The sequence below is a fragment of the Ensifer sp. Root127 genome, assembly GCF_001425225.1.
In the GTDB taxonomy this organism is placed as follows: Bacteria; Pseudomonadota; Alphaproteobacteria; order Rhizobiales; family Rhizobiaceae; genus Ensifer; species Ensifer canadensis.
In genome coordinates this window covers 209,694-223,943 of record NZ_LMDX01000012.1, presented here as the reverse complement: position 1 = coordinate 223,943, position 14,250 = coordinate 209,694, and the positions used below count along the sequence as shown (strand labels likewise).

Sequence of the window (14,250 nt, the reverse complement as noted above, 5' to 3'; positions counted from 1 at the left end):
CCGGCTCAACTGCATGTTTTCTTAAATCCTATTCGATTTAAGGAAACATGCAGCAATTCAAAGTGCTACAGCGACCTTTGTGCGTCCAATAAGACGCGCGGCGCTCTAGGCGACAGGGATCAGGCGGCGATGGCGCGGCGTCGGTCCGCATGCTCCTGGATCACCAGGATCGCACCGATGAGCTTGCCGTTGCTCGACATGCACGGCGTCAGCCGGCAGCGCACCACGACGGTTCGCGCGTCGACGGTCTTGGCGAAGGTATAGTCGACCACCTCGCCCGCAAAACAGCGATCGAGATAGCTCTTCACGCGCAGCTCGAAGCGCTGGATGCCAATGAATTCGACGATATGCCGACCGATGAGATCCATCGGGCGGCTTTCGAGATGGTTGGCGTTGAGCGGATTGGTATAGAGATACCGATAATCCGGCGTGATCACGGCGATGCGGTCAGGGAAGCTGTCGAGAATCGCCTCGTTGAGAAGCCCCTCGTCCGCCCGCCCCTTGTGTGGTGCAGCCGGCGTGCGCTCCAGTCGCAAGTCGGCAGCGTTGACCGCGCCCGTGGCTGCGAAATAGCGATTGATCAGCGACTGCAAAAGCTGCGAATGGCGCAGCACGCAGGAAATATCGTCGGCCTCGACGCGCAGAATATCGATCAGAAACTGGAACTGAAGGCGGGCATCTTCGACGCTCACGGCCTTCTCATCATAGACCGACTTCAAGATGGGATCGAGCTCGCGATCCAGAAGTCCGATCAGATGTTCGTCTGCTGTACGTACTGCATACTGCAGTTGTGAATACTTGAACCAGAACAGCTCAATCAGTGCGTTCAATTCGAAACCCCAATCCCCCACGGCCGAGGCCGCGCCGATGCACTTATATGACAGGCTTTGATGATGTAGATGCTGATCTACAGCGCCGCGCGTCTTATTAGACGCGCAAAGGTCGCTGTAGCACTTCGAATTACTGCATGTTTTTATTCCTAAATCGAATAGGATTTAAGGAAACATGCAGGCGTTGACGTTTCCCCCACATCCTCAGCGAAAACCACAAAGACTTGGCCACCCAAAGCGCTTGCAGTCTGCCCCTCGCAATACAACGGTGAGTTTACACTCATTACCGCCCCGTTCAACATCAGAAAGGGAAGCTTGCGGTTTCGAAACGACTTCAACGGCGCAAAGACGGCGATTTTCTCCAGCAAATGCCTTAGGCATAGACAAAAAGGGCGTTAATGCCTGCGGCGGCAACGCCTTTTGCGGTTCGAAGAGAATCAGTCTTACAGGTAGCGCTTGATGTGCCAGCGGTCGTGGTACCACAACCATTGCCCGGGATACTCCCTCACCCAGCTCTCCACCTTGTCGTTGAGAACCTGTGCCGTGGCGTTGACGTCGACAGCGCCATCGGGCTTGCGCGGAATGTCGATCGCCGGCTCCAGCTCCAGCCGAAAACGGTTGCCGGGCAGCCGGATGCAGCGGGCGGGATAGACCTCGCAATTGAACTGCCGCACGAGCTTGGCGAGCAGCGGGTTGGTCTGCACGTCCTGGCCGAAGAATTTGGTCTTCAGGCCCTTGCGGAATTTCTGGTCGACCAGAACGCCGACGCCGTTGCCGCGCTCTAGCTGGCGGGCGAGTGCGAAGGACGAACCCGCATGCGACGGCACGAGATTGCCCATGCGCTCCTTGCGGAACTCGAAGACCTTCTCGGCGACGTAAGGGTTGTTCGGCGGACGGAAGAGCACCGTCACCTCCAGCCCGAAGGCGGAGCCAGCGACCGGCAGCATCTCGAAATTGCCGCTGTGGGCGGTAAAGACGATAAAGGGTCGCGGGTTGTCGCGCAGCTCGAGAAAGAGCGGAACGCCGGAGACTTCGACGCGGCCGGGCTTGGTCGCCTCGGGATCGAAATCGAACAGCCGGTCGAGGAAGACATATTCCGCCGCCATGCGGCCCATATTGCCCCAGCTCTCCATGGCGATCGCTTCGATCTCGGCCTCCCGCTTCTCGGGAAAGGCGTTGCGCAGATTGGTCAGCGTCAGCTTGTGCCGGCTGGTCTTCGGGCCGATGAAGCGTGCGGCGCGATCCATGAAGCGGATCGCGCCGTCAGCCGGAAACAGCTTCAGGATCGTCAGAAGCAGAAAGACGAGTTGCGCAATCAGCCACTGCCGGAAATGATCCGCCGTCAGAACCAGCCGTGTGATCAGCATGCGCACGTGGATCAATCCATCTTCAGGATGATCTTGCCGAAGATCTGGCGCGATTCCATCCGCTCCAGTGCCCGGTCGATCTCGTCGAAACCGACCTGCGTATCGATGACCGGATGCACCAGGCCGCGCGCCATCTTCTGCATGGCGTTGGCCATGTTTTCCATGCGGCAGCCGAAGGAGCCGAGCAGCTTCAGCTGCTGCTGGAACAGCATCATCAGGTTCATGTCGGTCGACACACCGGAGGTCGAGCCGCAGGTGACCAGGCGGCCTCCCCGCTTCATGCAGAGCATTGAGCCGGCCCAGGTGTCCTTGCCGACGTGTTCGAACACGACGTCGACGCCCTTCTTCTTGGTGAGCTTGCGCACGACACCTTCGAAGCGGTCGGTGCGGTAGTTGATGACGTGATCGGCGCCGAGCGCCTTGGCCTTCTCGATCTTGTCGTCGGATCCGACGGTAGTGATAACCGTGCAGCCGATCTTCTTGGCAAGCTGGATTGCCGCCGAGCCGATGCCGGAGCCGCCGGCATGGACGAGAATGGTTTCGCCTGGCTCAAGCTTGGCGTTGTCGAACAGCATGTGCTCGACCGTGCCGAAGGTGACCGGTGCAAGCGCTGCGGCCACGGCATCGATGCCCGGAGGTGCCGGCACCAGCAGGCGTGCGGGAAGATTGATCTTCTCCTGCGCGAAGCCGTCGAGGTGGAAGCCATGCACGCCGCCCACATGTTCGCAGAGATTGTCGCGACCTTCGCGGCACGGGCGGCAGAGGCCGCAGGTGCGCGCGCCATAGATCGAAACGAGCTGCCCCGGAAGCACGCTTGAAACGCCCGGGCCGATGCTTTCGACCACACCGGCCGCCTCGGCGCCGATGACGAGCGGCATCTTGCGCTTGGCAAAGGCCATGCCGCGCCAGCCCCACACGTCGATGTGGTTGAGTGCGACGGCCTTGACCCGGAGCGTCACTTCGCCCGGGCCTGGCGCTTCCGGCTCGGGAACGTCGGTGATTTCGAGCTTGCGGTCATCGAGCAGTTGCAGGGCGCGCATGATCTTTCCTCTGCCTTGAGCGGCATCATTTCGTCTGAAGTTTCTGCGGCGTGCTTCCTTAGATCGGATCCGGTTCAAGGAAGCGTGCAGCAGGCTTAAAGCGTTACAGCGTCGCTTGCGCGTCATGTTCGACGCGCGGCGCTGTGACCGCCGACTTAGGCCGGCTCGGCGGTCATGACAAGGCTGGCGTTCTGTCCGCCGAAGCCGAAGGAGTTCGACAGCACGGCAGAGACCTGCTGGCTGCGCTTCACGTTCGGCACGACGTCGAGCACGATGGCCGGGTCGGGATTCTGGTAGTTGATCGTCGGCGGCAAGGTGCCGGTCAGCATCGTCTGGATCGAGAACACTGCCTCGACTGCGCCTGCAGCCGTCAGCGTGTGGCCGATCATCGACTTGTTCGACGAAACCGGGATCGACGGCAGATGTTCGCCGAAGACGGCCGACATCGACAGATATTCCATCTTGTCGTTTTCCGGCGTCGAAGTGCCATGGGCGTTGATGTAGCCGATGCCACCTTCGTCGATGCCGGCGTCGGCAAGGGCCGCGCGGATCGTCGCGATCGCCGGGCCGCCATCGGGCGACGAGCGCGTGCGGTGGAAGAGATCGGCCTTCTCGCCGCACCCCTTCAGGATGCCGTAGACACGGGCGCCACGAGCGACCGCTGCTTCCAGCGATTCCAGCACCAGGGTTGCCGCGCCTTCGGCGATGACGAAGCCGTCACGGTCCTTGGTGAAGGGCTTGGAGGCCTTTTCCGGCGGGTCGTTCTGGGTCGACAGCGCCGAGAGCAGCGCAAAGCGGATCAGCGCCTCGGCACTGACCGAACCGTCGGTCGCGACTGTCAGCGCGCGATCGGTGCGGCCCTGGCGAATGGCCTCGACGCCGAGCTGGATTGCAGTTGCGCCCGAGGCGCAGGCCGTCGACAGCGTCACCGGCAGGCCGCGGGTGCCGAAGCGATCGGCAAGGCGTTCGGAGATCGCGCCGAAAAGCACGGCCTCGTGAAACACCGGATCGGCCTTCTCGCGCATCGCGGCAAGGAAGCGATTGTAGGCGTCGCCCGGCTGGGTCGACGGTGGCGAGCGGTCGGCCAGTTCAAAGCGCGCGCTCCATTCCGGCTCGATCGGCGGAGCGGCGAGAAACAGCGGGCCGTTGAAATCGCCGGAAAGACCGGCCTGCGCCAACGCCTCAAGCGTCGTTTCGCGCGCCATGGCGTAGGAGCGCTCGACCGAATTGGCCGCCGGGACCTCGATGAAATCGACCATGCCCGAAATGCGCGTGTTCAGGCCTTCCGTCGGGAAACGGGTGATCTTGCGGATGCCGGAGACGCCGCCGGTCAGCGCCGCCCAGTTGTCTTCGAGACCCTGGCCGAGCGAGGTGATGACGCCCATGCCGGTGACGGCGACGATCGGACGACCGAGATGATCCTTGTAAGCGTTGCTCATCAATCGTTCCTCTTATTCGGCCGAAAGGACCGCGACGCCTTCGCCGCGTGAATGACCAATGGTCGTCACGACCGCCGTTCTGGCGCCCGCCGTCATCGGTTTTTCGAAGCTTGCGTCGAAAGCCGGAACCTTGGCGCCGTGGCCGAGCGCCAGTGCGGCAAGCGCGAGGCCCGCCGGAAACTGCGCTTCGATGCTGTGGCCGACAAGCCCGCCATAGGCGCGCACCGGCGCGCCGGCGAGCTTTGCTTCCAGAAAGGTCTTTTCGTGGGCAACGAGATCATGCAGGCCCGAGGTGCCGGAGAAGACCACTGTCTGCGCCGGATCGAGCGTTTCGGCCGGTTTTGCCAGATCGGCAAGGCGCGCCTCCAGCTTGCCGTCGCTGCGGCTGCCACGGTCGCTGCCGATCGCGTCGATCGTGGCATAGATGCGGGCGCCTCGGGCTTCGGCATATTCGCGCGATTCCAGCATCAGGAAGGCGCCGACGGAACCGAGGATCATTCCGCCGCCATCCTGGCGCTTGCGCGACCAGATCGGCTGCCAGTCGCCGACCGTCTGCGCCTGGATGGCCTCCGTCATCAGCATGATGTCGAGACGTTCGGCCGAAAATGCGCCGCCCGCCAGCGTATGTGTCGACTGTCCCGCCTTGATGCGGAAGAACGCCGTTTCGATCGCCGAAATGCCGGCCGCCTCTTCGCCCATGAAGGTGCGCGACGATCCCGTCACCTTGTGCACGATCGAGATGTTACCGGCGAGAAGGTTGGAGAGCTGGGCGAGGAACAGCGTCGGGCGCAGTTCGGTCGTCAGCTTCTCGTTCAGCAGCTGCTCGCGGTCGTTGCGCTTCAGCGCCTCGTCGACGATCAGCGAATCGACATTGATGTCGCGCTCGCCGCCGCCGGCGGCCACGATCATGTCCATGCTGCCGCAGGCGTCGAGATTGTCCTTGAGGCCGGCGTCGTCGAGCGCCAGGCCTGCTGCAAACACGCCGAGGCGCTGCCAGTTTTCCATCTGGCGCTGGTCGCCACGCTTGGCGATCTGCTGCGACCAGTCGATCTGCGGCAGCGGATGCACCGGATAGGGCTTGAACTTTTCGGCCTCGACGCGTGGCTCCGGCGCCTCGGCCGCGTTCAGAAACGCCACATGCGGCTCGACGCCGACACCCTGGCTTGTGACGATACCGACGCCGGTGATCACCACGTCGTTTGCGGATTTGCTCATCTTCACTTCTCCGAAGCGGCATCCGCCGCAAGTGCCGTCATCAGGCCCACCTCGCCGGCGCGCCTGCGCACGATATCGCCGAGCGGCACCTGATCGAACGGCATCGTTCTGAGTTTCAATTGTGCGTCACAGACCTTCTTGCCCGCAGACGTGATCTTCGCCTTGGTGACGGCGAAACCGGAGCCATCGTGCTCGAGGAAGGCTTCGATATCGAGTTCTGCCGACGGCTCGACGAAGGCCCGCATCTTGGCGCCATCGACCGACATCAGAAACGGCATTGCCGCGAAATTGGTCGCGGCCAGCACCAGAAATCCCGAAGCCTGCGCCATCGTCTCGATCAGAAGCACACCCGGCACCAGCGGATAGCCTGGAAAGTGGCCCTCGAATACCGGGCTCTTTTCGGGAACGACGGATCGCGCCGTCAGCCGGCCAGCCGACAGATCGACCGTTTCGACACGATCGATCATCTGGAAGTATTCAAGGAGCATGGAGGCTCACCCCGTTTGGTTTCGGGCTCAAGTAAAAACGCCAATGCCGCCTGTCAAGCGCGAGGCGCGACCGGCGGCATTGGAAATCGAGTGGAAAGGCTTGAACCTTGGCCCGATCAGGCCTTGGCAGCCCGCAGCTCGTCGATCTTGGCGCAGAGGTTCTTGAGCACGAAGTATTCTTCGGTCGAAACCTTGCCTTCGTTGACTTCCTGCGTCCACTGTTCCAGCGGAATCTTGATACCGAAATCCTTGTCGATCGCAAAGACGATGTCCAGGAAGTCCAGGCTGTCGATGCCGAGATCGTCGATCGTGTGGCTTTCCGGCGTAATCGTCTCGCGATCGATCTCGCTCGTTTCAGCGATGATGTCGGCAACCTTGTCGAATGTAGCAGTCACGCGCATACCTCTTTATTATTTTATTCCGAGTCTCGGCGATCCTATAGGTAAATGCGCCGCAAAAGCCAATGGCCTTGATGGCAACCTCTGCGATTTGAAATGCGGTGTTGCTAAACGGCGACCGAATGGCGCCCCCGTCCTGACTGAAGATGAGTGTCGAAAATGGCCGCCACCGACCGGGCAAACGGCCGGCCGCGTTCGGTAAGGCTGAAGACGCCGTCCTCGATCGTCGTCAGCCCGTCCACATCCCTTGCGCGCCAGAGCTTTGCCTCCTCGACGACCGCTCCGGCGAGTTCAGGAAACTCCGCCTTGATTCGCGAGAACGAGAAGGCGAAATCGCACATGATGGATGCGATCACCCGCGCCCGCAGGCGATCATCAGGCGTCAGCATGTAGCCGCGCACCGCGGCCAGGCCTGCGTTCTCCACCTGGCGCAGATATTCGCCGGTTGCCGGCATATTCTGCACATAACCTTGACGGAACTGGCCGATCGCCGAGGCGCCAAGACCGATCAGGGTTTCGGCGCTGTCACATGTATAGCCCTGGAAATTCCGGCGCAGGCGCCCTTCCCGGTTGGCAACGGCCAGACTGTCGCCGGGCCTGGCGAAATGGTCGATGCCGATCGCCTCGTAGCCGGCGGCAACAAGCATGTCGGCCGCCCGGCTCATCTGGGCAAAACGTTCGACGATACCTGGCAGGCTCTCGTCTGATATCATCGACTGGTGCTTCTTCATCCACGGCACATGGGCATAGCCGAAGAGCGCGACGCGATCCGGCGCCAGCGACACGACGGCGTCGATCGTTGCCTCCAGCGACGACAGGCTCTGGTAGGGCAAGCCGTAAAGCACGTCGCAATTGACCGAACCCACGCCGCGGGCTCGCGAAGCCTCGATCGCATCACGCGTCTGCTCATAGGTCTGGATGCGGTTGATCGCCTTCTGTACCACGGGGTCGAAATCCTGGACGCCGAAGCTCGCCCGCGTCATGCCGATCGCTGCCAGCGCGTCGTGGCGCGCCGCGTCGAGGTCGTTCGGGTCCATCTCGATGCTGATTTCGCAATCGCTGGAAAATTCGAAGTGACTGCTGAAGGCGCGCTTGAGCGCGATCAGATCGTCCGGCCTGACCAGTGTCGGCGATCCGCCGCCCAGATGCAGCGCCGTGACCTTCGCTTGGCGGTTCACCCGCCCGCCGATCGTGGCGATTTCGCGGTGCAGTCCGTTCAGGTAGCTCGCCACCGGCTCGTAGCGTAACGTCTGCTTGGTGTGACAGGCACAGAACCAGCACAGCCGGTCGCAATAGGGCACATGGGCGTAAAGCGACAGCGCCTCACCCGGCCCGATGGCCTCTAGCCAGGACTGGTACTCAGCCTGACCGACCGCCTCCGAAAAATGCGGCGCGGTGGGGTAACTGGTATAGCGCGGCACGGGGCTCGCATATTTCAGGATCAGAGCGTCGTCCATCGGTCTCTCCGTCAAGATGGCAAACGCATAGGACGGATGGGAAAGCACGCCGTTGATTTTGATCAAGCCGTCGAATTAACACGTTAAAATTGACAATGCTCAATTCAACATGAGACATTGTTTCGCGCTTCCGGAATTAGCACCTGTCAACTCTTGATTTAACCGCCCGCATCCTCTTTGGTCCCTCGAACAAACCCGATGCAGGGAAGAAAGATTTGCAGATCGTGACCGAACATCGCCGCAAGGATATCCACAATTCGGACATTCCAGCCGTCTGTGCTGCCTGCGAGGCGCGCCACGGCGGCGTCTGCGGCACGCTGACTGCTGACCAGCTTCTCGACCTCAGCCGGCATTCGACCCGCAGGCGTGTCGAACCCGGTCGCGAGGTCGTCGGCCAGGGCGAAATGACTGACAGCTACGCCAACATCATCAGCGGCGTCGTCAAGCTGAGCAAGGTTCTCTCCGACGGACGCCAGCAGATCGTCGGCCTGCAGTTCGCTCCCGATTTCATGGGCCGGCCGTTCACGCGTGAAAGCGCGCTGACCGCCGAAGCGGCGATCGACACCGACATCTGTTCGTTCCCGCGCAATGTCATCGAGCGGCTCGTTGCCGATGCGCCGGGCCTTGAACACCGCCTGCACGAACAGGCGCTGAAGGAACTGGACGAAGCGCGCGACTGGATGCTGACGCTCGGCCGCAAGACCGCGCAGGAAAAGGTGGCGAGCTTTCTCTATATCATCGCCACTCACATCGATCCGGAAAACGGCACGGCAACAGCATTCGATCTGCCACTGTCGCGCGCCGATATCGCCGACTATCTCGGCCTGACGATCGAGACCGTCAGCCGGCAGGTGACCAAGCTGCGCAAGGACAATGTCATCCACATCGAAAACAGCCGTCACGTCACCGTGCCAAGCATGGACCGGTTGATGCAGGTGGCCGGCATCGACTGAGTCCGCCGTCCAAGGTTCAGCGCGTTTCCGCTTTAAAGAAGTCGCGGAAAACCGCTGCGCACTTCTCCGGGAAATGCTCTATCTCTTTGTTTTATGCATTCTCCGACGGAAAACCGCTCCGCACTTTTCCTGGAAATGCTTTTAACGCGTGATGACGATGCGCGTGTTTTTCAGCCCGTGTTCACGGGCAAGCGCGAAGAACTCCGCGGCATTGTTGGGATGCAACCGCACGCATCCGTGTGAGGCAGGGCGGCCCAGGCGCTTGACATCATAGGTCGCGTGAACAGCATAGCCACCGTTGAAGAACACGGCGTAAGGCATTGGCGCATCATCATATTTTTTCGAGCGATGATTGCGCGAAAGCCACTTGGCCTTCCAGCTCCCCTTCGGCGTGACATAGCCCTTGCGCGCGGTGGAAACCTTCCAGCGATACATCACGACGCCGTTCTGCTTTACCACCATCGTCTGGGAGGAGAGGCTGATCTTGGCAACGAGATTGGCGGCGTTCAGCGGCTGAACGGAAAACTGCATCAGAACGGCAATCACCACAATCAGGGATGTGTGTCGCATGCTTCACTCCCCGCGTGTGAAACCTCGACTGCATGCCTCCGATCAGCGGAGAAAATCCCGCAGCAGGCTTCAGGCGCGTTGCAGCATCCTTTGCGCGTCATATTTGACCCGCAAGGCCGCAATCAGTGGAACCAAACGTCCGCAGAGAATAACCGGCCCGTAATGTTGCAAGTTTAATACATATGGAAAGAAAAGTCTTAATGCCAAGATCAACTTGCCGTGGATACGCGGTAGAAACCGATCAAATCATGGCGATCAGAAGAACAGCCAAGGTCATTGCCGAACAAGCACCATAGAATACAGCGATACCGGCGTCGATGTCTTCGCTTTCGGCAACGGCGCGGCCAGGCCCATTGATCATCGGTTCGCTGACCATGACCCCGCCATAGACGCGCGGACCCGCTAGCTGCAGGTCCAGCGCGCCGGCCATCGCCGCTTCCGGCCAACCTGAGTTGGGGGAGCGGTGCAGGCCGTGATCGCGAAACGCCACTCCGATCGCATCGGCCGCCGCGGGGCGCCCACGATGCAGCCAGGCGCCGGCAGCGATCAACAGGACGGATAGTCTCGCTGCCGGCAGGTTGGCGACATCGTCGAGCCGGGCGGAGGCCCAGCCGAAATTGAGGTATTTCGGCGATTTGTGGCCGATCATCGAATCGGCGGTGTTCAGCATCTTGTAGGCGAGCAGCCCGGGAAGACCGGCAACCGCATACCAGAAGGCAGGCGCCACCACCCCATCGGAAAAGTTCTCGGCAAGGCTTTCGATCGCGGCGCGGCAGACGGCGGGCGCATCGAGCGTCTTCGGGTCGCGCCCGACGATCATCGACACGGCGTTTCGGCCGCCTTCCAGCCCCCCCAACCGCAAGCCTTCGGCAACGCGCCGGACATGATCGCCAAGGCTCTTCTGCGCCAGGAACACCGCAACGACGACAGCCTCGAGCAGGTAGCCGATGGGGGCCATCACCGAGAACAAGCGGTGCAGGATGCTGCCGGCAAGCACGCTGGCAAGCAGCAGCACGCCGATCGTCAGGATACCGCGTATTTTCAGGGCGCCGGCACCGAGGCTCTCATGCCTGTTCAGCGCCCCATCAAAAACCGCGATCGCCTTGCCGAAAAACACCACGGGATGCGGCAGGCGTGACCAGAGCCAGTCCGGATCACCGACGACACGATCAAGCAGCAGGGCAGCCACAAGGATGAGAAGAATCTCGCTCGACACTCAGCACTCCCCTGGGCGCAACGCGTCCCCAGGGCGCAACGCGTCCCCACGGCGCAGGGCGTCCGCCAGTCGCCGGTCACCTTCCGCATCGGGCGCAAGCCCGATCCTGAGCCAGCGAGAATCGTAGTCGAATTTGCGCGTCAGGATCTGCGCCTCGCAGAGATGACGGTGCAAGGCATGGGCATCGGCATGTTCCACCAGCACGAACAGCCCGGTTCCACCGATGCGCTTGAGACCGGCCTCATCAAGAACCGCATCGAGCCCGGCGCGACGCTCAAGAATGCCCGCGGCGATCGCTTGCGTATCGCCGGACATCAATGCCTTGGAGATAACCAGCGCCGGCCCGGACACTGCCCAGGGGCCGAGCCACTCACGAAATGCATCGAGCACGGTATCGGCTGCCACGACGAAGCCCAGGCGCAGGCCAGCCAGACCGAAAAATTTCCCGAAGGAGCGGAAGACGATGAGATTGTCGTGGGCGCCGACTTGGCCGGCGACACTGAAGTCCGGCTCCAGATCGCCGAAGGCCTCGTCGACGACCAGCACGCCGCCATTCGCCGCCATCGTCGCCGCCATCGCCAGGATTCCTGCCGGCTGGAAGGCGCGGCCGGTCGGGTTGTTGGGGTTGACCACAACTGCAAGGCCGTGGTCGACGCCAAGATCCTCGGCACGCTCCACCCGATCGACGGCAAAGCCTGCCGCGGCCAGCACGCGTGCGTATTCGCCATAGGTCGGGCCGAAGACCGCGACGCGGCGACCGGTAGGAACCAGCCGCGGCAACAGCTGGATCACCGACTGGGTGCCGGGAACCGGCAAGGGCTGGATACCATCGGTTCGGTAGTAGCTGGCGGCGGCAGCGCGCGCGCCATCGATCGTCAGTTTGTCGGGCAGCCGGTGCCAGGCCTGCTGCGGCACCGGCGGCAATTCGACCGGGCGCGGATTGATGCCGGTCGACAGGTCAAGCCAGTCCTCGAAGCGGCCGCCGAAACGGGCAGCGGCTTCGGTGACGCCGCCGCCATGCACGATCGGCGCGCTCATGGCCTGCCCGCAATATCGATGAGATGCATGAACGAGCCGGCGACATTATCGCGCTTCAAACCCGCCTGCCCCAGATCTACGCTGGCGGCATCGCTGACGGAAAACAGCCGATCGGCTGCCCCTTCCGAGACGATGGTCGCATAGTGGAATTCGTGCGCCGTCATGGGTCCATCGAAGAATGTGTTGTCGAGGGGCACGACGCGGCGGTAGCCGAGGTGCCGCCTGCGCTCGGCAAAACTTGTGGTGAGCGGCAGCAGGCCGAGCATTTCGTAGCGCGCACCGTCGGCCGCGACAAGCCCCTCGCCCAGCACCATGTAGCCGCCGCACTCGCCGAAGATCCGCGCGCCACGCCTGGCCGCCGTCCCGATACCGGATCGGAAGGCTGCCGCCGCCTGCAGGCGTCCAGCATGAAGCTCGGGATAGCCGCCCGGCAGATAGACCGCATCGGCCGCCACGTCCGGGCCTTCGTCGGCAAGTGGCGAAAAGAAGGAGATTTCCGCCCCGGCGCGGCGCCAGCCGAAGAGCAGGTGTTCGTAGCAGAAGGCGAAGGCCACATCCCGTGCCACGGCGATATGCTGGCCGAGCGGTTTGAACCGGGTGACCTCGGCCATCACCCGCTCTTCCGGTGAAAGTGCTGACGCAGCGCGGATCGCGTCGAGATCGCAGGTCGCCTCGACCCGGTCCGCCGCATAGTCGATGAAAGTTTCAAGCGTGCCGTGTTCTCCTGCCTGCACCAGGCCGAGGTGCCGCTCGGGCAGCTTCAGGGCACCATCCTGCCGCAGCACGCCGAAGACAGGCATGGCCACGCGCGTCAGCGCATCGCGCAGCATCATCTCATGCCGATCGCTGCCGACCTTGTTGAGAATGACGCCGGCAACGCGGATATCTTTGCGGTGATCGGCATAACCGCGCACCAGTGCCGCCACCGAATGCGACATGCGGGCACAATCGACCACCAGGATGACGGCGAGATCGAGTGCCGCGGCAAGATCGGCCGGCGCACCGCTGCCGTCGGCGGCACCGTCATGCAGGCCCATCATCGCCTCGACGACGAGCGTGCGCCCATCGGCGGCGTAGGCCGCATTTGTCGCGAGAAGCGCGGGGCGCATGGCCCAAGGGTCATAGTTGAGGCAGGGCTCGCCGCTCGCCGCGGTATGAAATGCCGGGTCGATATAATCAGGACCTGCCTTTCCCGGCGCGATCGCCATGCCGCGCCGTCGCATGGCGCGCATCAGCCCGAGTGTCACCGTGGTCTTGCCGGAGCCCGAACAGGGCGCGGCGATCAGCAATCCGCTCATGCGGGATCCCTGAGCCCGCGGCTTGCAAGAGGATCGGCCACAAGCTGCCGCCCATCAAGCGCCCCGATCCAGTCGAGCGACGCCCGCAGGCGCACGACCTCGCCGACGACGACGATCGCCGGCGGCTCCAGACCGGAAGCGATAACATCGGCTTCGGCGCGCGCCAGCGTCGTTTCGAGCACCGTCTGCTCCGGCGTTGCCGCATTGCAGACGAAGGCCACCGGCTCTTCCGGCGAGCGCCCGGCACCAATGAGATTGGCGGCGATGGCGCCGATATGTTTCATCGCCATGTACATCACGATCACGGGCGAGCCCGAGGCAATGCCTTGCCAATTGATGCGGTCCGGCACTAGGCCGGAGGAGTCGTGACCGGTCAGGAACGTGACGGCGTGGTTGACCTCGCGGTGGGTGACGGGAATGCCGGCATAGGCAAGCCCACCAATCCCGGCAGTAATGCCCGGCACGATGCGAAACGGGATGCGGTTTTCGACCAGCGTCAGCGCCTCCTCGCCACCCCGCCCGAAGACGAAGGGATCGCCGCCCTTGAGACGCAGGACGCGCTGGCCGGCGCGCGCCAGCTCGACGAGCCGGAGAGAAATATCGCGCTGTTTCGGCGAAGGCTTGCCACCGCGCTTGCCGGCAAACTCCAGCACGGCGCCCGGCCGGGCGAGCTTCAGGCAGTCCTCGTTGACCAGCGCGTCGTGAACGATGACATCCGCCTGCCGCAGCGCATTGGCGGCATGAAGCGTCAGCAGGCCGGGGTCGCCCGGGCCAGCGCCGACGAGCCAGACGGTACCGGGCTCAAGCGCAGGCAGGCCGGAAAAAATCGTGTCGTTCATGCCGTTTCTCCCGCCACGCGCTTAAAGCCTACCGCTGAACTGCCTTGGCACCGAGCGGATTCAGATTCACAGGAATTCCGCATAGTTATTTGAAATATCTTG

General features: G+C 62.6%; 14 protein-coding genes. 1 reads left to right on the top strand and 13 read right to left on the bottom strand.

The features are described from left to right. Positions 1-119: 119 nt before the first annotated feature. The 8 genes from ASD03_RS15675 to hemN all read right to left on the bottom strand — a co-directional run bounded on the left by ASD03_RS15675 (position 120) and on the right by hemN (position 8,234). The gene (locus tag ASD03_RS15675) at positions 120-830 is read right to left on the bottom strand and encodes a PAS domain-containing protein (RefSeq protein ID WP_025427354.1); all 711 of its coding nucleotides are present in this window, start codon (positions 828-830) and stop codon (positions 120-122) included. A 443-nt stretch (positions 831-1,273) separates the two neighbouring features. After that, on the bottom strand, positions 1,274-2,197 hold the full coding sequence (locus ASD03_RS15670) for a lipid A biosynthesis lauroyl acyltransferase (protein ID WP_038577074.1): 924 nt from the start codon (positions 2,195-2,197) through the stop codon (positions 1,274-1,276). An 11-nt stretch (positions 2,198-2,208) separates the two neighbouring features. Further along, complete coding sequence (locus tag ASD03_RS15665) at positions 2,209-3,237, bottom strand: zinc-binding dehydrogenase (RefSeq protein WP_025427356.1); 1,029 nt, start codon at positions 3,235-3,237, stop codon at positions 2,209-2,211. Positions 3,238-3,392: 155 nt separating this feature from the next. Beyond that, positions 3,393-4,676, bottom strand: a complete 1,284-nt coding sequence (locus tag ASD03_RS15660) for a beta-ketoacyl-ACP synthase (RefSeq protein ID WP_025427357.1) — start codon at positions 4,674-4,676, stop codon at positions 3,393-3,395. Between the two features lie 12 nt (positions 4,677-4,688). Next, positions 4,689-5,891 carry a beta-ketoacyl-ACP synthase gene (locus ASD03_RS15655; protein ID WP_025427358.1) on the bottom strand — a complete coding sequence of 401 codons (1,203 nt, stop codon included), beginning with the start codon at positions 5,889-5,891 and terminating at the stop codon, positions 4,689-4,691. 2 nt (positions 5,892-5,893) lie between these two features. After that, a complete protein-coding gene (locus ASD03_RS15650; protein ID WP_025427359.1) occupies positions 5,894-6,379 on the bottom strand; it encodes a 3-hydroxyacyl-ACP dehydratase FabZ family protein in 486 nt (161 codons plus the stop codon). Between the two features lie 116 nt (positions 6,380-6,495). Continuing rightward, positions 6,496-6,780, bottom strand: coding sequence for an acyl carrier protein (locus ASD03_RS15645; protein WP_107027602.1), 285 nt, complete (start codon positions 6,778-6,780; stop codon positions 6,496-6,498). A 104-nt stretch (positions 6,781-6,884) separates the two neighbouring features. Beyond that, positions 6,885-8,234 carry an oxygen-independent coproporphyrinogen III oxidase gene (gene hemN / locus ASD03_RS15640; RefSeq protein WP_025427361.1) on the bottom strand — a complete coding sequence of 450 codons (1,350 nt, stop codon included), beginning with the start codon at positions 8,232-8,234 and terminating at the stop codon, positions 6,885-6,887. A gap of 215 nt (positions 8,235-8,449) precedes the next feature. Here hemN and ASD03_RS15635 point away from each other — a divergent pair, with 215 nt between their 5' ends. Next, positions 8,450-9,187, top strand: a complete 738-nt coding sequence (locus tag ASD03_RS15635) for a Crp/Fnr family transcriptional regulator (protein WP_051509171.1) — start codon at positions 8,450-8,452, stop codon at positions 9,185-9,187. Positions 9,188-9,328: 141 nt separating this feature from the next. Here the strand turns inward: ASD03_RS15635 and ASD03_RS15630 are convergent, their stop codons facing one another. From ASD03_RS15630 to cobA, 5 genes are all read right to left on the bottom strand, one after another. Beyond that, complete coding sequence (locus ASD03_RS15630; RefSeq protein ID WP_025427363.1) at positions 9,329-9,757, bottom strand: L,D-transpeptidase; 429 nt, start codon at positions 9,755-9,757, stop codon at positions 9,329-9,331. A gap of 241 nt (positions 9,758-9,998) precedes the next feature. Then, positions 9,999-10,973: an adenosylcobinamide-phosphate synthase CbiB gene (cbiB, locus tag ASD03_RS15625; RefSeq protein WP_025427364.1), complete on the bottom strand. Its 975-nt coding sequence runs from the start codon at positions 10,971-10,973 to the stop codon at positions 9,999-10,001. Then, on the bottom strand, positions 10,974-12,011 hold the full coding sequence (cobD, locus tag ASD03_RS15620; RefSeq protein WP_025427365.1) for a threonine-phosphate decarboxylase CobD: 1,038 nt from the start codon (positions 12,009-12,011) through the stop codon (positions 10,974-10,976). It lies immediately after the preceding gene. After that, positions 12,008-13,309, bottom strand: a complete 1,302-nt coding sequence (locus tag ASD03_RS15615) for a cobyrinate a,c-diamide synthase (protein WP_025427366.1) — start codon at positions 13,307-13,309, stop codon at positions 12,008-12,010. Before ASD03_RS15615 ends, cobD begins: the two co-directional genes overlap by 4 nt. Further along, positions 13,306-14,148: a uroporphyrinogen-III C-methyltransferase gene (gene cobA, locus ASD03_RS15610; RefSeq protein ID WP_025427367.1), complete on the bottom strand. Its 843-nt coding sequence runs from the start codon at positions 14,146-14,148 to the stop codon at positions 13,306-13,308. Before cobA ends, ASD03_RS15615 begins: the two co-directional genes overlap by 4 nt. Positions 14,149-14,250: the final 102 nt, after the last annotated feature.

What these genes read in the sequence shown, in the direction of transcription:
- ASD03_RS15670 (WP_038577074.1), bottom strand. Translation starts at nt 2,197, where the DNA reads ATGCTGATCACACGGCTGGTTCTGACGGCGGATCATTTCCGGCAGTGG.
- ASD03_RS15665 (WP_025427356.1), bottom strand. Translation starts at nt 3,237, where the DNA reads ATGCGCGCCCTGCAACTGCTCGATGACCGCAAGCTCGAAATCACCGAC.
- ASD03_RS15660 (WP_025427357.1), bottom strand. Translation starts at nt 4,676, where the DNA reads ATGAGCAACGCTTACAAGGATCATCTCGGTCGTCCGATCGTCGCCGTC.
- ASD03_RS15655 (WP_025427358.1), bottom strand. Translation starts at nt 5,891, where the DNA reads ATGAGCAAATCCGCAAACGACGTGGTGATCACCGGCGTCGGTATCGTC.
- ASD03_RS15650 (WP_025427359.1), bottom strand. Translation starts at nt 6,379, where the DNA reads ATGCTCCTTGAATACTTCCAGATGATCGATCGTGTCGAAACGGTCGAT.
- ASD03_RS15645 (WP_107027602.1), bottom strand. Translation starts at nt 6,780, where the DNA reads ATGCGCGTGACTGCTACATTCGACAAGGTTGCCGACATCATCGCTGAA.
- hemN (WP_025427361.1), bottom strand. Translation starts at nt 8,234, where the DNA reads ATGGACGACGCTCTGATCCTGAAATATGCGAGCCCCGTGCCGCGCTAT.
- ASD03_RS15630 (WP_025427363.1), bottom strand. Translation starts at nt 9,757, where the DNA reads ATGCGACACACATCCCTGATTGTGGTGATTGCCGTTCTGATGCAGTTT.
- cobD (WP_025427365.1), bottom strand. Translation starts at nt 12,011, where the DNA reads ATGAGCGCGCCGATCGTGCATGGCGGCGGCGTCACCGAAGCCGCTGCC.
- ASD03_RS15615 (WP_025427366.1), bottom strand. Translation starts at nt 13,309, where the DNA reads ATGAGCGGATTGCTGATCGCCGCGCCCTGTTCGGGCTCCGGCAAGACC.
- cobA (WP_025427367.1), bottom strand. Translation starts at nt 14,148, where the DNA reads ATGAACGACACGATTTTTTCCGGCCTGCCTGCGCTTGAGCCCGGTACC.